Consider the following 18,344-nt stretch of genomic DNA (forward strand, 5'->3'; position numbering starts at 1 on the left):
TGTTTGAATAAAAAAACAGTAATATTGTATTTGAATAGTAACATCATACGTCTTGTTCAGATATGTCATGATATGAGAGTCCTGAAACGTACAATGAAGAAAGACGGTTATAAAATAGATGTTGTGCCAATCACAGAGTTTTAACTATATGGATGTTCTGACACATTTCAGAAGCATAGAAGAATTGACCAAGACACTCTCGCGTGAACAAGGATTACTAAGCGAGATGTTTGAAAAACGGAAGCTCATGAAGTTTCCGGTTGGGCTTGCCATAGAACTTGTCGGAGGAAATGAAACAAGATTGAGGAGACTGGTTGACTATGGCGTATTGGTGGAATCTGGCAATACGGTTGAGATAGAGAGTGACTACCTGAACTTTTTCGAAGAAGTACTGAATGTCAATGAGGAAATCAGTGTGTTGAGCGTACAGGAGTGTATCAACACCTTGAAGGAGTATATAGGGTATTTTCTGCAAGAGACTAATTCCAATCGTAAAGCCGGATATCAGGATAGTGTGCGCCAGCTCTTAAAGAAGACCGGATTCAGAACCTTGAAGAATGTGGTGGATTTGAAGCGTAATATGGACAACGCCTATAAGCAGGAACCCAATTATATCATTAAAAAGAAGAAGCTGCAGAATCTGGATGAGAAGGGAAATAGTATTCGCGCAATGATACGTGAATGTGAAAAACTGATGGATAATGAGCAAGCCTTCTTTATCATGGCAAATGATCCGCACATGGCCAAGACGTGTAGCGAGGTGAAGCATGATTTTGTTGAAGCTTATCATGCGCTAATGGAGATTGACAGACAGATTATTTCCTACATCAATCAGATAGACCAGCAGAACAGACTTTACAAAAAGATACGAAAGCTGAAGTATCTGCAAGATCAGTTGCTCATCAAGACTGATACGAATATCCTCAATGTATTGGAAGAAAGAAATCCTCTTTGGATGGAATCCCGACAATACAATAGGATTCGTCTGTCTCTGGAAATGCTGAGGGAAAATGAACAGGTAGTAAAGTTGCTGAAACGAATTGCCGAACGGAATGGAATACAGAAGATGGCAAGAACGGAAGCTGCTCCCTTGACGGAAGACGACCTGCAAGAACATGTCCACCAGTTGAAGGAGGTGGATTCTGCCGAAGTATGGAATGCGTTTTTAGCATCAAGCTATAATCTGTTTGAATTCATTCTGAAGTATGACTACAAAGTAAAACGTAATATAGAAGAGCATGCTACCCTCTTCTGCCAGTTGGTTATCTTGCACCCTGATGAATGCAGGATAACAGGCGAATATGCAATTTACCAAAACATTGAATACCCTGTAATTTATGCGAAATAATACTCAAAGAATATACGAGCGGTTAAGCCGAGGGGAGTTCCTTTCGGTAGACAGTGCAGACCCCTCTGTCCGCCATCTATATGAGGATATTGAGGAAAATCTGGAGGATTATACGGAATACTTCAAGGAAATCGGTCTGCAACTGGAATCTGGTAATGGTTACTTCTATTTCTCAAGAATGGGAGAGAGTAAACAGACGATAGAGCAGAAATTGGACAGCTTCTCAAAATGGCTTGACTATCTGGATTTTCTGAAATGCTATAATCAGTCATTTGCTGCAGGATATCAATTCCGTAAAAGCCATTTGATAGAACAGATCAGTCTGGATATCGAACTGAAGGAAAAGGCACAGCACCTGTTCAGGAAATACGGTATGGGCTCAAATGTTGAGATAGTGAACAAACTACTCCAGGAAATGCAGAATATGGGCTTTGCTGAATGTATCAGTGAACTTGATGAAACCTATAAGATTACTTCGGCCTTCCGTTATGCCGAGGAACTAGTGGATATAATTCAAATAGCAAACGAAGATGAAATACCTGAATAAGATAATCTTTATCAATAGTGCCAATATTCCGTATGCAGAGATTTCCGTAGATGGAAATGTGCATTTCACGGGAACTCAGGGTGTCGGTAAAAGTACGGTATTGAGAGCACTGCTGTTTTTCTACAATGCGGATAAACAACATTTGGGCATCCAGCAGGGACAGAAATCGTTTGATGATTTCTATTTTCATCAATCGAACTCTTATATACTTTATGAGGTGATGCGTGATAATGGGGCCTATACGATACTTGTCAGCAGGTATCAGGGGCGTGCTTCGTGGAGGTTCATTGATGCTCCTTATCAACGTGAATGGTTGATTGACAACGGCAAGCAGGTATTGAGTGACTGGGTGAAGATTCGTGAACGTATAGACAAGGATGTGGCTGTGTCTGCTAGAATAGAATCCGGTGTGATGTTCAAGGATATAATCTTCGGTAACACTCATGACTATAAATATACACGTTATGCACTGGTGCAGAGTTCACATTATCAGAATATCCCACGCAGTATTCAAAATGTTTTCCTGAATACAAAGCTCGATGCGGACTTTGTCAAGAATACCATCATACAATCGATGACAGATGAAGATTTGCCCATTGATTTGCAGACCTACAGACGCCTTGTTACGGACTTTGAGCGTGAGTATGACGAGATAGACTGTTGGTTCCGCCAATCACGTGATGGCAGTTATCCGGTGCGTCAGCAGGCATTGAAAATAGCCGAACAGGGGCGTACAATCGTAGCACTTGACCAGCAATTGCTGGACGTATGGCGTATGCTCAATTATGCTGTAGCTTATAATGAAGAGCATATACCTCTTTTGAAAGCCCAAGCAGCAGATATTGGAGCGGACCTGGAGAAAGAGCATAACCGTGGGAAAGAACTTACCGCAGAATATGAAAAAGAAAAAGACTCGCTGAATCAGGACCTTGGTGCAAAGAAAAGTAAACTAAAGGAAATAGCGCAGGCAAGAAAGGATTTCGAATCCATGGGTATTGAGGCTATACTCGCTCGTGCCGACCGGGAGACAGCTGTCAAGCAGGAAATGACGGAGAAACAAACACTATTGGATGATTTATTGAAAACCCATGCATCGATAGAAGAAAAGTACAACATTGCAAGGGGTAAACTGGAAAATGCACGTCAGGCATTCGAGAACATCCAGAAAGAGGCGTATTATCAGAAACAGGACGAACTTCAGATAAGGCGCAAGAAGGTAGAGGAAGAACGTACAAAAAGCAGGAATCAGATTATGGAAGCTTTCAACAGCTGGAGACATGACTCGGACGAGCGTCTGCAAATGTTGTTGGCTGAACAGAGTAAGGCTGATAACGCACTGAAGGAACTTCGTCAGTGGCATCCGAAGGCTGTTGAAATAAAACAGGTTGATGATGAATTGCAGCAATTGGATTTTATGGAGAAGGAGAACGCCATACAACAAGTAGCTGTACGAAGTCAGATTGATCGGATTACTGCCGAGTATGAGATGAAAGAAACGGAAATAAAACAGGAGTTCCAGCGTGAGCAGGAACGTCTTGAAACTGACCGGACACAAACGCGTGAACAAATCACGAAAATCAATAACTTATTGGCTCATTTGGACGGCTCTCTTTACAAGTGGCTTTGTGAGAATGCCGAAGGTTGGGAAAACACAATAGGCAAAGTCGTTGACGAAGAAAGGATTCTGTATGCTCAAGGGCTTGAACCTCAGTTGGACACTGGGACTGATGGTATGTTTGGCGTAAAGTTAAACCTGGATAATATTGCCTACGTACATCGTACGCCTGACGAATATAGATCGGAGAAGAATAACTTGGAAGAGCTAGTGCGACAAATCAACCGTCAGCTCACACAATTACCTGTTACTCTTGAGGGAGAAATTTCTAAACTTGGTAAGAAATATGCTGCACAAGTGAATCCACTTCGTCAGAAAATGACATCGTTGAAGGTGGAAGAAGGACAGATTCCTGTAAAGCGACAGAATCTGCAAACCCACAGACACAAGCTGGAGATGGAAGAGCAGGAGCAAATTAACCAGGAAAAAGAAATCCGCAAACGTGCTTTTAATGAAGCAGTACTGAAAGTGAATTCAGAAAAGGATACTCGTAATAAGAATGAAATAAAGAATAAAAAGGACCTTAAGGATCTTGATTTATCATTTAATAAGGCTGTGAAGGTTCTCGAAGAGGAATTGCGCCTTTTCAAAGAAAGACAAGAGATTGAGGCTACCACACGTAATCATGAGTTCGCTGTGCAGAAGAAACAGCTTGATGAACAGCTGGTAGCTGAACTTGCAGGCAAAGGTGTTGACACGAAACTGCTCGAACAATATCGTAAGGCTTTGGATGAATTGAAGGAACTATTAAAGAGTATTGAAAATGAACGTGCAATTGTCATCAGATACCGCGACACTGAGCAAAATCTCTTTGCTAAGGAACCGGAAATCAAAAAGGACATCAAGACCATTGAACAGCAACTCACAATGATACGTCAGCGTTATGAAGACAAGCGGACGCGTATCGAGAAAAAATGCAAAGAAATGGACGAACGGCTGAAGCGGATTCTTAAGGAACTCACGCATCGAAGGGAAGGTTTGGAACTTTATCATCAGGTGGTAGAGAATGAACATCTGGTACCTGATACTTTCCTCTCTGATGACAAAACGAAGAGTACCGAGCAGGATTGTCAGCAACTGTTGAGTCAACTTAGAGGCACGGTCAATCAGAAACGTGAATCGATAGACAAGCTTAAATACATCGTTGTCAGTTTCAATCGTAACTTCAAGCCTCAAAATGCTTTTCATTTCAATACAATGCCCGTAACAGACAATGACTATCTGCAGATTGCCGTGGATTTGCAGGAGTTCATGGACAACAATAAAATCGAGGAGTTCCGCAGGCGCACCAGCGAACATTATAAGGATATCCTGGGACGTATTTCAACAGAAATCGGCTCACTGATGAAGCGCAGATCGGATGTAGACGAAGTGATACAAGCCATAAACCGTGATTTTATAGAAAAGAACTTTGCAGGTGTAATCAAGAGTATTGAACTCAGAGCAAATGAGTCTTCAGACAAGCTTATGCAACTGCTCATATCCATCCACGATTATGCGGCAGAAAATGCCCTTTCAATCGGCGAATTGAATCTTTTCTCAAGTAATAACCGGGATGACGTGAACCGTAAGGTTGTGGATTATCTGAAGAGTTTGTCTCACCAGTTGCAAAACGAGCCCAATCGTCCGACAGTATCTTTGGGGGACGCTTTCCGTTTACAGTTCCGTGTGAAAGAAAACGACAATGACACCGGTTGGGTTGAACGTATTAACAATGTAGGATCGGATGGTACAGATATTCTGGTGAAAGCGATGGTCAATATCATGCTCATCAATGTTTTTAAGAAAAAGGCAGCCAAAAAAAGTGGCGATTTCATTGTACACTGCATGATGGATGAGATAGGACGCTTGCACCCCAACAATATAAAAGGCATTCTGCAGTTTGCCAATTCACGCAATATCTATCTCATTAACAGCTCACCGACATCGTATAATCCTTACGATTACCGCTATACGTATCTGTTAAGTAAACATGGGGTAAAGACGAGGGTGGAAAAATTGTTGAAACGAATAAACTAGTCCGTACCATGGCTATAAGTACATCGATACAAGCATTGCTGGCTGGTGAACAAGTCGCCGGTTCAAAGCTAAGCCGTAAGTTACTTGACGAACTGTTGGCAGAAGGTATGCTATGGGTAAGTTCGCATGGTTCCAGGAAATCCTATCGTGCTCGCGACACGGAAGCCCTTAAAAGATTTCTTATGGATAAGGATGAAAGTTATCGGATTCTTGAAGTAAATCTTACTGATTCCCGTGCGTCAATGGCAATGGGGACAGGGAACTCCAAACTGGTTACGATTCGCTCCTGCCCCGGATTCCCGGTAAACAGCTACGAACCGATTGAATGTTTTCTTGACGAAAAGCCTTTTATGGTCAATCCACAGGAAGGAAGCTTTCTCTTTGTTTCAGACTGGGAAAAGCTTACAATTCCGGAAAACGTGGTAGTAATTGGTGTTGAGAATATGGAGAACTTCAGGATGATTCGTAAGCAAAGAGCTTTCTTTGAAGCATATCTTACAGCACATGACTTTTCCAACAGAATACTCTTTGTATCCAGATATCCACAATCCACAGATCTTAGAAGATGGCTATGCTCCATTCCCAATCATTATCTTCACTTCGGCGACTTTGATTTGGCTGGAATAAATATATTTCTCGTTGAATTCCAACAATATCTAGGTAAGGAACGGTCTTCCTATCTAATTCCGGGCGACATTGAATCCCGCTTGAAGGCTGGTTCCAACAAACGATATGATGAACAGTATAGCTATTTTAAGGATATCAAGTCAGACGTATTCGAGTTGCAGCAACTGATAGCTTTAATTCATCGGGAGCGAAAAGCCTATGATCAAGAGGGGTATATATGCTGTCATTCGAATCAAACTTCCGATTGATTATGCTCTTTCGGTATAATTTAACCCGAATCGGTCATTAGACTTCTATGTTGGTGGGCGGATAGATTACTTCATCCTCTGACTTCTGCCCTCCAACGAGGTGTTCGCAGCATTCAAGGTGCACCGCATGCAATCTGACATAGGCTGGCTTCTCACCGATTCAAACGGTGATTTAAAGCTGTTCGAAACCATGCTTCGTAAATGGCTAGTTTATAAAATGACAACAGGGAAGCCTGAAAACAGACCTCCCTGCGATGCGACGTGCCGCAGCACACGCTAACTCCTTGTGGAGCTGTTGCAAACATAGTGATTTTATTTTAAATAGCAAGCCATGGACGACAAATTTTCATCAATCAACTCAAAATGCACCAACGGGAGCTCCATCAGCTCATGCACCGTCGGCTTCCGTCCTCATCGAGCGCATGGCAAAAAAAACGGACGATTTAATATCCGGTATAAAATAGAAAAAGACAATGGAATGCGTTAACCCGGGTCCTAAGCCCATTGGGCGCGTTTACCTCCACTGTCTTTTTCGCAAAACTAGATATTTTATTTTAAATAGCAAGCCATGGACGACAAAATTTTCATCAACCAACAAGCGTACCAACGTGAGCTCCATCAGCTCATGCACCGCCGGCTTCCCGTCCACATCCACCACACGGAAACGTCCCAGTTCTTTTTGAACCCATTTGGCAAAGTTGGTAATCTTACTATTGTAATATTGTGAAGTAGTTCCGTATTTCAACCCCATGACACTACATGTTCCCTTATGCTCCGGTTCCCGTAAGAAGCATAGCAATACGTCAATATAGGGTGCTGCTTTTTCTTTATTGAGCAAATACGTCCATTCTTCCATAGAGATACCGATATCACCACAGGTATAGAAACAAACCATCCTCCCCCCCCTTGACATTCTGTCAAACGAAGCCCTTCACAGTGCCTTTCCTTGCACCGAAATAGGAGTTGGTGGATTTCGAGGGGCTTCTCAGGCGATTAGCGAAATACACTTTGTCGGCGAAATGCGTCTGGCGCTTTCTTTCGGGAAGGCGGAAGGCTATGGATGCTCACCGATCGCATCCGGCACGCAAGACTCCGCACATCGTGTTACCTTCCGATTTGTTGACACGGCACTCCTTCTGGAAAGCGAAACTCACTATTCTTTACCTCCATTTTCCAAAGATTTGACTTCCGAGGACGAAACAATAATGTTTGGAGGGGGAAACTAATGTGTTTGACGCGGCAAACTATATTGTTTGGCTCGCGAAACAATATTATTGCGGGCACGTTTTGCCTGTTTTCCGGGAACAGAATGTATAGTTTTCTAAAATAAAGGGGTGTTTTCCGTATTTTCGTTTGCAGATGTTCACATTTGAAGGCTAGTTTATCGAAATCTGAGAAAAGATGAGTTAGCTGAAACCGTTGTTTCGGAGCTTTCTGTATGGCAATTATCCGCTTTGGGTTACAAGATGGTCAGGGACGCTTCCTGACAAATCGCCGCCTTCCAATTGCTTTCTTACGCTGTCTTCGACCATAAGGAAATGGCATGTGAAAGGAACGTTGCATTCACTTTCACATGCCATGTCATATTCTTCAGGAGACGGAAGACCGGACAACCGTCCGCGAACCGCTCTCATGCGTCGGCTGCTCGCCGCGCATCATTCTTCCGGACGGACGAACTTGAAGTCGGAAGGAGCAATCTGCTGGATGACCGTCGAACCGTTGCGATAACGTTTCATCAGCTTGGTCACCGTCTTTTGCAACGCCGCTTTCTTCTCAGAGAAATAGGTGATGCACGTGTGGTTGATATTTCCGTCCTTTGCTTCCAGGTAGGCTTTCAACTGCTCACTGTATCCTTCGCGGCTGGGAAGGAAGCCTTCCTTGGTCAAACGCACGCTGTCAATCTGCTGGATGTCGGTAAAGTAAACCACCGAATCGCCAAAACACAGCGACACGCCCATCACATAGACGGGCTTGTAATCGTCCTTGCGGAGCGTAAAGGCCGACGTCACGACCAACAAAAGCATCAAAATACTTATCGTTTTCAGACTTTTCATAACCATTCTTTCTAAGATTAGTGTGTGCAAAAATACGAATTATCACGTAACGAACAAAAAAAGTAACACGGCGGACAACCTTCTCCGGATATCCGCCGTGCATGCACCTCTTTAAAAACTAAACTAAACTCTTGAATTTATTGCCTGGATTCCGCACGCTATCGGCTGCGGCTGTCGACACCTGTGCAGGTGACACGGGCACAACGGCAATTGGGGCGTGCGAAAGTAGGATTCTCATCATTCTCCCTGACTCAGGTCAACCGCATAGTTGCCACGACGGCCCGAGGGGAAGACACCGCTCAGGAACAATACCTGGTCGGGGGACTGGCTTGCCTCACGCAGGACATTCTCCAGGTCATCAACCGTACGGAGTGTCTCGCCGTTGGCACGCAGGATGATGAAGCCCTTGCGGATGCCGGCGTCTGCCATCTTGCCCTTCGATACACCGGTCACTTCCAGACCGTAGCTCAGGCGAAGCTGCTGCTTCATCTCGTCAGGCAATTCGCGGAAGGCAGCGCCCAGGATATCCATTCCGGCATTCTTCACCACTTTCGTGTTACCTTGCGTGTTGCGCAAAACGACGCTCACGGTCATCTCTTTCTTGGCACGCAGCAGAGTCACTTTCACCTTGTCACCCGGACGGTGCTTGGCCATTGCCTCTTGCAGCTCAGCCATGTTCTTCACTTTCTTTCCGTCAATGGCAGTGATCACGTCATCCTTGCGGATATCGGCATTGGCAGCCGCACTTGCTTCCGTGATGTCAGCCACGTAAACGCCCTCAACGGTTCCAAGGTCCTTGTCCTTTACACGGTCGTCGATGTCATGTCCCATGATGCCCAGGACTGCGCGTTGCACGGTTCCATACTGTTTCAGGTCAGAGACAACCTTTACCATGATGGAGGTCGGGATGGCAAAACCATAGCCTGTATACGAACCTGTCGGAGAGGTCAGCACGGAGTTGATGCCCACCAGCTCACCGCGTGCGTTCACCAGGGCACCGCCACTGTTGCCTTCGTTGATGGCTGCATCGGTCTGGATGAACGATTCGATACCGCCGTTATAGACACCCAACGTACGTGCCTTGGCACTCACGATACCGGCAGTCACCGTCGAAGTCAGGTTGAACGGGTTACCCACGGCGAGCACCCATTCACCGACCTTCAGAGCGTCAGAGTCGCCGACGGGAATGGTCGGCAGGTCATCCGCCTCGATTTTGATAAGTGCCAGGTCCGTGCTCGGATCGGTTCCGATGAGACGTCCCTTGAACTCGCGGTTGTCGTTCAGCGTGACACTGATTTCATCGGCTTTGTCAATCACGTGGTTGTTGGTCACGATGTAACCGTCCTTGCTGATGATGACGCCCGAACCGATTCCCACACGGGGCTGCGTACGCACACGCTGCGCACGCCCGTAACCGTCACCGAAGAAGTAATCGAAGATGTCGCCCGGCGTACGGACAATCTGGTCGCGACCGTTCTGGGTCGACTTGATATGAACCACGGCATGGAGCGACAGTTCGGCTGCCTGTGTCAGGTCGACAGGCTGTGCCTCCGTGGCGCTCATGGAAGCCAGTTTTACATTCGGATTCGGTGAAAACATCTCTGTGAATGAACCGGAGTTTTCCTTCTCACCTTTCATCATCGAATAAGTCGTCACTCCGGCTACAGTGGAGCTGAACAGCATCACAGCCGCAGCGCCTAAAACCATTTTAGTTGTTGTTTTCATAACCAATAATATTTAAATTGTTAATTTTCTACTAGTGTTTAACATCTACGCTGTTAAAGTAAAGACAAAAAACATTCGCTTATTCTTCCTGTCACAATCTTTTCCCATCTTTTAACAGAGCCGTTTTCTCCTTAACAGCGCTTAAGTCTGCCAACTGCCAAATTTGCATTCGTTATAGCATCCTGACACACACCTCCCTAGGAGAAAATTCAAGCTTTTTTGCCCTTCTGAAAGCTATTTTTCATACCTTTGCAGCCAGAAAAAGAGACAGAAGACCGGTCTGTCGCCGCCGGCTATGCCGGAGGAGGAAAGTCCGGGCAACGCAGAGCATCCCACTTCCTAACAGAAAGCTGTCCGTGAGGGTGGAGACAATGCAGAAGAAAAGAACCGCCTCTTCACAAGGGGTAAGGGTGAGAAGGTGAGGTAAGAGCTCACCAGCCGTATGGTGACATGCGGGCTGTGCATCTTGGGAGTTGTAAGATCATGTATACCGGCGTTAAGAGAGTTGCTCGCTCCAGTCGGAGGGTGGATTGCTAGAGCCCGGCGGTGACGACGGGCGTAGATAAATGACAGACGCCTGACAAAGGTACAGAACCCGGCTTACAGGTCTTCTGCCTCTTTTTCTTTTTCCCCTCATACTGGAACACACAATCCTCTGAAACCTCAAAATCAAGAAAACAACATGCTACGCCTCAAGACCCGAATACGCCTGATGAAACGATTCCTCACCGAGGAAATCTGGCGAGTGACTGAAAACGAAGTGAGCCGTGTCAAATACATCTTCTACAACATTCTCAAGGTCATGCTCCTCTCCATCCAGCGGTTCAATGACGACCGCATCGTCAACAAGGCATCGGCGCTGACCTACAACACCCTGCTCTCCATCGTGCCGATTCTTGCCATCCTCTTTGCCGTGGCACGCGGACTGGGATTCTCCGACATGATGGAGGAACAGGTCCGTCGCGGACTGGAGGGGCAATCGATGACCGTCGACGTCATCATCAGCCTGACAGACTCCTACCTCGCCCATGCGCAGAGCGGCATCTTCATCGGGGTGGGTCTGCTCGTCCTGCTTTGGGCGGTCCTCACACTGACGGGGAACATCGAGCGTACCTTCAATCAGATATGGCAGGTGAAGAAGCAGCGCAGCCCCTTCCGCAAGATTACCGACTACTTCTCCATCCTCCTGCTCCTGCCCATCGTGCTGGTCGTCTCGGGCGGTCTGTCCATCTTCATGACCACCGCGCTCAAGAGCCTCGACAGCTACCTCATCCTCTCGTCGTTCGCCAAGTTCATCGTCCGCTGTATACCTTATATATTTACGGGCTTCATCTTTACGGGGCTTTACATCTTCATGCCCAACACGCGGGTACGCTTCCGTTATGCCATCGTCCCGGGATTCATTGCCGGAGCCGCCTTCCAGGTGTTGCAGTTCTTCTACATCAACAGCCAGATATGGGTGTCCAACTACAACGCCATCTACGGTAGCTTCGCCGCCATCCCGCTCTTCCTCCTCTGGACACAGATTTCCTGGAGCATCTGCCTCTTCGGTGCCGAACTGAGCTACTGCAACCAGAACTTCGAGAACTATAACTTCGCCAACGAGACGCGCAACATCAGCCGTCGCTACCACGACTTCCTCTGCATGCTCATCCTCTCCTTCATCTGCAAACGCTTCGCACGGGGAGAGCGGCCCTACACCGTGCTCAGCCTGGCGCACCGGCACAACATCCCCATCCGCATGACGCGGCAAATCATCTACGAGCTGGTGGACCTGCGGCTCATCTACGAGTGCAACCCGGACGCCGACGGCAAGGGCTCGCAACCCTTCTACCTCCCGGCTGAGGACACCGACAACCTCAACGTCGCCACCCTCCTCACCCGGCTCGACATGGCAGGCAGCGAAAGCTTCAAGATTGACAAGGACAACAAGTACAGCACCGCGTGGGAGACGCTCGAACGTGCCCGCGACGAATACTACAAGAAGTTGGGCAACGTGCTGCTCAAGGAACTCTAACGACCGACTTTAACCCTACCATCATGATGGACAACGCTTCTGAACTCTTCGTCTACAAGGCTTCGGCGGGCTCGGGAAAGACGTTCACGCTCGCCGTGGAATACATCAAGCTCCTCATAGCCAACCCCACCGCCTACCGCAACATCCTCGCGGTGACCTTTACCAACAAGGCGACCACGGAAATGAAGGAACGCATCCTGGGACAGCTCTTCGGCATCGCCATCGGGGATGCGGCATCGGATGCCTACCTGAACGTGGTCAGCAACGGACTGGGACTGTCCCCTGAGGAGGTGCGCGACAAGGCACGGCGCGCCCTCTCCCTGCTGATTCATGACTACAGCCGCTTCCGCGTGGAAACCATCGACTCGTTCTTCCAGTCGGTGATGCGCAACCTGGCGCGGGAACTGGAACTGGGTGCCAACATGAACATCGCGCTCAACAACGCCGAGGTGCTCTCGGACGCCGTCGATATCCTTATCGAGAAGCTTGACCGACGCTCGCCCGTGCTGGGATGGCTCCTGGAGTTCATCCGCGAACGCATCGCCTCGGACAAACGCTGGAACGTGTCGGGCGAAATCAAAAGCTTCGGCTTGAACATCTTCGACGAGACCTACATCGAGAAGGGCGACGGACTGCGCGCCAAGCTGGCGGACCCGCAGACCATCCCCGCCTACCGCAAGCTGCTCGAGGCACTGCGCGACGAGGCGACGGACGTGATGCACAGCATCGCCGACCAGTTCTTCGGCATTCTCGAAGCAGAAGGACTGCGCCCCGACGACCTTGCCGGGAAGAGCCGCGGCATCGCCTCCTACTTCAAGAAGCTGCGCGACGGAAAGTGGGGCGACGACATCCGCAACAGCACCGTGGAGAAGTGCCTCGACTCCGCCGACAACTGGGCGGCGAAGACATCCCCACGACGTTCGGAAATCATCGCCCTGGCGTCGGCACAACTGCAACCCCTGCTCGTCGAGGCGGAAAAACAACGCCCCGAACAGGGACGGACACTCAACTCCTGCGAACTGTCCCTGCGTTACCTCAACCAGCTGCGTCTGCTCGCCAACATCGACGAGGAAGTCCGCGCACTCAACCGACGGGAGAACCGCTTCCTCCTCTCCGACACCAATGCGCTGCTCCGACGGCTGATGCAGGAGGGAGACTCCTCGTTCGTCTTCGAAAAGATTGGCACCACGCTACGCCATGTCATGATCGACGAGTTCCAGGACACCTCGCGCATGCAGTGGAACAACTTCAAGATGCTGCTCCTCGAAGGACTGTCGCAGGGAGCCGGAAGCCTCATCGTCGGCGACGTGAAACAGTCCATCTACCGCTGGCGCAACGGCGACTGGAGCATCCTCAACAACCTGCGCGGCAAGATGGAGGGCATCTACCCCATCCGCGAGATGAAGCTGACCACCAACCGACGCAGCGAGAGCAACATCATCCGCTTCAACAACGACATCTTCACCGCCGGGAGCGCCTGGCTCAACGAAATCTACCGCGACACCTACGGCACGGACTGCACCGAGCTGCAACAGGCATACAGCGACGTCTGCCAGGACTCGCCGCGCAAGGAGGAGAAAGGCTACGTCCACGTGGACTTCCTCATCCCCGAAGACAACGAAGACTACGTCGAGATGACCCTGGAGTGCCTCGCCGAACAGGTGGAAAAGCTCGTGAGCGAAGGCGTGCGGCTGGAAGACATCACCATCCTCGTGCGCAAGAACAAGAACATCCCCGTGATTGCCGACTACTTCAGCGCCAACCTCCCCTACCGCATCGTGTCCGACGAAGCCTTCCGCCTCGACGCCTCGTCGTGCGTCTGTGCACTCATCGACTGCCTGCGCTGGCTCGCCGACGAGACCGACACCATCGCCCTCGCCCGCCTCGCAGCCATGTACCAGCGGGAGATTGTCGGCAGCGACACCGACTGGAACACCCTCCTGCTGCAGGGGGCGGAACACTACGTCCCGCAGGACTTCATCACCCGACGGGAGGAGTTGCGCCTCATGCCGCTCTACGAACTGCTCGAACACCTCTTCACCCTCTTCGGCATGGCGGAACGCGAGGACCAGGACGCCTATCTCTTCGCCTTCTTCGATGCCGTCATCGAATACCTGCAGGAGAACTCCTCCGACCTCGACTCCTTCCTCGCCTGGTGGGACGACAAGCTCTGCGCCAAGACCATCCCGTCCGGCGAACTGGAGGGCATACGCATCTACTCCATCCACAAGTCAAAGGGACTGGAGTTCCACACCGTCCTCATCCCCTTCTGCGACTGGAGCCTGGAAAACGAGATACGCACGCAGATGATCTGGTGCACGCCGCAGGACAGCCCCTACAACGAGCTGGACCTCGTCCCCGTGAACTACGGAGCGAACATGGCAAACTCCACCTACGAGCAGGACTACCGCCACGAACGGGTCCAGCTGTGGGTCGACAACCTGAACCTGCTCTACGTCGCCTTCACACGCGCCGGGAAGAACCTCTTCGTCTGGGCAAAGGACGGGCAGAGCAACTCCATCTCCACCCTGCTCTACCACAGCCTCTGCCGCATCGACCCGGCATTCGAGGGAATGGGGGAATTCGAGACCGGCACCCTCTGTCCGTCGGTTGAAAAGGAAGAACGGCAGGCAGGCAACAACCGACTCACCGCGCAACCCGGCACACGGCTCGTCAAGATGGCATCCTTCGACAACCGCATCGACTTCCGCCAGTCAAACCGCTCGGCAGACTTCATCCGCGGAGAAGAGGACGAAGACGACAGCCAGCGGTACATCCGCCAGGGAAGACTGCTGCACTACGTCTTCGCCACCATCCGGACACGCGACGACGTGGAGCCGACCCTCGCACAGATGGAGAGCGAAGGACTCTTCGACTCCGCCGGCGACGTCGGACACGCACGCTCGCTCATCCAACGTGCCCTCGCACGCCCCGAGGCAAGGAAGTGGTTCGACGGAAGCTGCGAACTCTTCAACGAGTGCTCCATCGTCTACATGGAGGACGGCGAACTGCAGACCCGGCGCCCCGACCGCGTGATGATTGACGGCGGACAGGTCGTCGTCGTCGACTTCAAGTTCGGAAAGCAAAGCCCCGCCTACCACGAACAGGTGCGCGGCTACATGCAGCTCCTCCGACAGATGGGATACACCGACGTCCGCGGATACCTCTGGTACATCTATAAGAACGAACTCATCACTGTGGAATAAACCGTAAACAAGCCACCCATGAACCCATTCCTGAAACTCGTCGCCGAAGACCTCCATGACAAGCTCCAAGGCGACTTCACACATACCGCCGTCGTGTTCCCCAACAAACGTGCGGGCCTCTTCTTCAACGAATACCTCGCCACGCGCGCCGGGCAACCCGTCTGGTCCCCCGCCTACCTGACCATCAGCGAACTCTTCCGCTCACTGACCGACCGCCGCGTGGGCGACCCCATCGAACTCGTGTGCCGCCTCTACGAGGTCTTCCGCGATGCCACCCGGAGCCACGAGACACTCGACGAATTCTACTTCTGGGGCGAGCTGCTCATCAGCGACTTCGATGACATCGACAAGAACCGCGTCGACGCCGACCGGCTCTTCGCCAACCTCCAGGACCTCAAGGCATACGACACACTCGGCTTCCTCAACGACGAGCAGGCGGACGCCATCCGTCAGTTCTTCCGCAACTTCTCCGTCAGCAAGACTACCGAGCTCAAACAACGCTTCATCGCCCTGTGGAACGTTCTGGGCGACATCTACCACCGCTTCCGCGACGACCTCGCCGCACAGAACATCGCCTACGAGGGCATGCTCTACCGCGAAGCCTGCGAAGCGCTCGACGCCTCCACCCTGCCCTACGAGCACTACGTCTTCGTCGGTTTCAACGTCCTCAACCGCGTGGAACACCTCCTCTTCGAGAAACTCCAGGCTGCCGGGAAGGCGCTCTTCTACTGGGACTACGACGTCAGCTACCTCGACACCCCCAACCACGAGGCGGGCGAGTTCATCCGACGCAACCTCCGCGACTTCCCCTCCGAGCTGCCCGAATCCCACTTCCACGCCTTCGCCGGGCACAAGGAAATCGAGTACGTCGCCGCCTCGACGGAGAACGCGCAGGCACGCTTCCTCCCCGACTGGCTGCGCGCCCACCTGGGCAAGAAGGAGTCCGAGACCGCCGTCGTCCTCTGCAACGAGGCGCTCCTCCAGCCCGTCTTCCACTCCCTGCCCTCCGACACCGTGCGGCACGTCAACATCACCATGGGCTTCCCCCTCGCCCAGACACCCGTCTACAGCCTCATCAACGCCCTCGTCAGCCTTCAGACCGAGGGCTATCACGCCGACACGGGACGCTATGACTACGCCGCCGTCATCGCCGTGCTGAAGCACCCCTACGTCCGCAGCCTCTCGCCTGAAGCAGAGCCACTCGGACGCTCCCTCACCGCCCGCAACCGCTTCTACCCCCTTCCCTCCGAGCTGCAGACGGACGAGCTGCTGACGCACCTCTTCACACCCGTCAGCGGGAACGCAGCCCTCTGCACCTACCTGGAGGCGGCACTCGAACGCACCGCCTCGCTCTACCGTCAGGAGACAGCCGCCCCGAACCCCTTCGACCAGCTCTACCGCGAGTCGCTCTTCCAGGCATACACCACCGTGAACCGCTTCCGTCGCCTCATCGAGGGCGGCACCCTCCGCGTGCAGACCCCGACCCTCGCCCGCCTCATGAACAAGGTCTTCTCGACCGCCTCCATCCCCTTCCACGGCGAACCCGCCATCGGGCTGCAGGTCATGGGCGTGCTCGAGACCCGCAACCTCGACTTCAAGAACGTCGTGATGCTCTCGCTCAACGAAGGCAAGCTCCCCAAGGGCAGCAGCGACTCGTCGTTCATCCCCTACAACCTGCGGAAGGCCTTCGGCATGACCCTGCTCGAACACAAGAACGCCGTCTATGCCTACTACTTCTACCGCCTCATGCAACGCGCCGAGCACGTCGCCCTGCTCTACAACACCTCGTCTGACGGACTCAACCGCGGCGAGATGTCGCGCTTCATGCTCCAGCTCCTCACCGAGAGCAACCACGACATCCGCAAATCCTCCGTCACCGCCGGACAGATGCCCATGAGCACCGCGCCCATCCGCGTCGACAAGACTCCCGAAGTCCTCGAGCGGCTCTACCGACGCTTCCACACGGGCGAGAAGGGCTTCATCTCGCCGTCCGTCCTCAACACCTACCTCGACTGCCGCCTGAAGTTCTACTTCCACTACATCGCCGGGCTCCGTCCCAAGGAGGAAGTCAGTGCAGAAATCGACTCCGCCACCTTCGGCAGCATCTTCCACCGCAGCGCCGAGCTGGTCTACCGCGAGCTGACCGCGCACGGCGACACGGTGCGTCGGGAGGACCTCGAACCGCTGCTACGCGACAAGGTGCGCCTGGAGTACTTCGTCGACAGCGCCTTCAAGGAACTCTTCTTCCACGTCCGTCCCGAGGACAAGCCCGAGTACAACGGCGTGCAGCTGCTCAACTCCGAAGTCATCGTCAGCTACCTCCGCCAGCTGCTCGAGAAGGACCTCTACCACGCTCCCTTCCGCATGGTCGCCATGGAGCTGCCCGTCCACGAGGATTTCACGCTCAGCACCCCGACGGGCACGCATACGGTCCGCATCGGCGGCATCATCGACCGCCTCGACAGCAAGGACGGCACGCTGCGCATTGTCGACTACAAGACCGGTGGCGAGCCTTCCGTGGCATCCAGCATCGAGATGCTCTTCACCCCCACCGAACGCCGTCCGAACTATGTCCTGCAGACCTTCCTCTACGCCGCCATCATGACGCACCGCCAGCCGTTGCCCGTCGCCCCGGCATTGCTCTACATCCACAAGGCAGCCTCGGCAGACTATTCGCCCGTCATCCGCATAGGCGAACCGTACAAGGAAAAGAAGGAGGTGACCGACTTCCGTGAGTACGACGAGGAGTTCCGTGCGCGTCTGCGCGAATTGCTGGAGGAAATATTCCATCCCTCCGTCCCTTTCACACAGACGGACTTCGACACGCACTGCGCCTACTGCGACTTCAAGGACTTGTGCTGCCGATGAGTCTTCCCGTCGTTCCCTTTGGTCGTGGAAATGCCGTATCCAGCGTCTCGCAAAACTTTTTGGTGCTGGA

General features: G+C 51.6%; 10 protein-coding genes and 1 other RNA gene. 8 read left to right on the forward strand and 3 right to left on the reverse strand.

Going from position 1 to position 18,344, the window contains the following annotated elements; translation table 11 throughout:
• Positions 1-148: 148 nt before the first annotated feature.
• From C8275_RS10675 to C8275_RS10690, 4 genes are read left to right on the forward strand one after another with little or no spacing between them, the layout of a single operon-like run.
• Positions 149-1,348 carry a hypothetical protein gene (locus C8275_RS10675; protein WP_106625813.1) on the forward strand — a complete coding sequence of 400 codons (1,200 nt, stop codon included), beginning with the start codon at positions 149-151 and terminating at the stop codon, positions 1,346-1,348.
• Positions 1,338-1,895, forward strand: coding sequence for a hypothetical protein (locus C8275_RS10680; protein ID WP_106485085.1), 558 nt, complete (start codon positions 1,338-1,340; stop codon positions 1,893-1,895). The genes C8275_RS10675 and C8275_RS10680 overlap by 11 nt, the downstream gene beginning before the upstream one ends.
• On the forward strand, positions 1,879-5,529 hold the full coding sequence (locus C8275_RS10685; RefSeq protein ID WP_106485086.1) for an ATP-binding protein: 3,651 nt from the start codon (positions 1,879-1,881) through the stop codon (positions 5,527-5,529). The genes C8275_RS10680 and C8275_RS10685 overlap by 17 nt, the downstream gene beginning before the upstream one ends.
• Positions 5,530-5,537: 8 nt before the next feature.
• The gene (locus C8275_RS10690) at positions 5,538-6,404 is read left to right on the forward strand and encodes a hypothetical protein (protein ID WP_106485087.1); all 867 of its coding nucleotides are present in this window, start codon (positions 5,538-5,540) and stop codon (positions 6,402-6,404) included.
• 514 nt (positions 6,405-6,918) lie between these two features.
• On the opposite strand, the gene C8275_RS10700 is transcribed toward C8275_RS10690, so the two are convergent.
• The 3 genes from C8275_RS10700 to C8275_RS10710 all read right to left on the reverse strand — a co-directional run bounded on the left by C8275_RS10700 (position 6,919) and on the right by C8275_RS10710 (position 10,183).
• Entirely contained in the window at positions 6,919-7,260 is a 342-nt protein-coding gene (locus C8275_RS10700; RefSeq protein WP_157948251.1) for a hypothetical protein, read from the reverse strand.
• Positions 7,261-8,059: 799 nt separating this feature from the next.
• The gene (locus tag C8275_RS10705; RefSeq protein WP_106485090.1) at positions 8,060-8,458 is read right to left on the reverse strand and encodes a hypothetical protein; all 399 of its coding nucleotides are present in this window, start codon (positions 8,456-8,458) and stop codon (positions 8,060-8,062) included.
• 237 nt (positions 8,459-8,695) lie between these two features.
• Entirely contained in the window at positions 8,696-10,183 is a 1,488-nt protein-coding gene (locus tag C8275_RS10710; RefSeq protein ID WP_022384397.1) for a Do family serine endopeptidase, read from the reverse strand.
• Positions 10,184-10,450: 267 nt separating this feature from the next.
• Between C8275_RS10710 and rnpB the strand changes: the two genes are divergently transcribed.
• The 4 genes from rnpB (at position 10,451) to C8275_RS10730 (ending at position 18,274) form a co-directional block, all read left to right on the forward strand.
• Positions 10,451-10,802, forward strand: an RNA gene (rnpB, locus tag C8275_RS10715) — RNase P RNA component class A.
• Positions 10,803-10,865: 63 nt separating this feature from the next.
• Entirely contained in the window at positions 10,866-12,200 is a 1,335-nt protein-coding gene (locus C8275_RS10720; protein ID WP_106485091.1) for a YihY/virulence factor BrkB family protein, read from the forward strand.
• A gap of 26 nt (positions 12,201-12,226) precedes the next feature.
• Positions 12,227-15,406: an exodeoxyribonuclease V subunit beta gene (locus C8275_RS10725; protein ID WP_106625814.1), complete on the forward strand. Its 3,180-nt coding sequence runs from the start codon at positions 12,227-12,229 to the stop codon at positions 15,404-15,406.
• An 18-nt stretch (positions 15,407-15,424) separates the two neighbouring features.
• Positions 15,425-18,274 carry a PD-(D/E)XK nuclease family protein gene (locus C8275_RS10730; protein WP_106485092.1) on the forward strand — a complete coding sequence of 950 codons (2,850 nt, stop codon included), beginning with the start codon at positions 15,425-15,427 and terminating at the stop codon, positions 18,272-18,274.
• Positions 18,275-18,344: the final 70 nt, after the last annotated feature.

This window comes from Bacteroides sp. Marseille-P3684 (genome assembly GCF_900291465.1).
Classification (GTDB): Bacteria; Bacteroidota; Bacteroidia; order Bacteroidales; family Bacteroidaceae; genus Phocaeicola_A.

Excerpts from the sequence above, each read along its gene's own strand:
- C8275_RS10675 (WP_106625813.1), top strand. The coding sequence starts at position 149 with ATGGATGTTCTGACACATTTCAGAAGCATAGAAGAATTGACCAAGACA.
- C8275_RS10680 (WP_106485085.1), top strand. The coding sequence starts at position 1,338 with ATGCGAAATAATACTCAAAGAATATACGAGCGGTTAAGCCGAGGGGAG.
- C8275_RS10685 (WP_106485086.1), top strand. The coding sequence starts at position 1,879 with ATGAAATACCTGAATAAGATAATCTTTATCAATAGTGCCAATATTCCG.
- C8275_RS10690 (WP_106485087.1), top strand. The coding sequence starts at position 5,538 with ATGGCTATAAGTACATCGATACAAGCATTGCTGGCTGGTGAACAAGTC.
- C8275_RS10700 (WP_157948251.1), bottom strand. The coding sequence starts at position 7,260 with ATGGAAGAATGGACGTATTTGCTCAATAAAGAAAAAGCAGCACCCTAT.
- C8275_RS10705 (WP_106485090.1), bottom strand. The coding sequence starts at position 8,458 with ATGAAAAGTCTGAAAACGATAAGTATTTTGATGCTTTTGTTGGTCGTG.
- C8275_RS10710 (WP_022384397.1), bottom strand. The coding sequence starts at position 10,183 with ATGAAAACAACAACTAAAATGGTTTTAGGCGCTGCGGCTGTGATGCTG.
- C8275_RS10720 (WP_106485091.1), top strand. The coding sequence starts at position 10,866 with ATGCTACGCCTCAAGACCCGAATACGCCTGATGAAACGATTCCTCACC.
- C8275_RS10725 (WP_106625814.1), top strand. The coding sequence starts at position 12,227 with ATGGACAACGCTTCTGAACTCTTCGTCTACAAGGCTTCGGCGGGCTCG.
- C8275_RS10730 (WP_106485092.1), top strand. The coding sequence starts at position 15,425 with ATGAACCCATTCCTGAAACTCGTCGCCGAAGACCTCCATGACAAGCTC.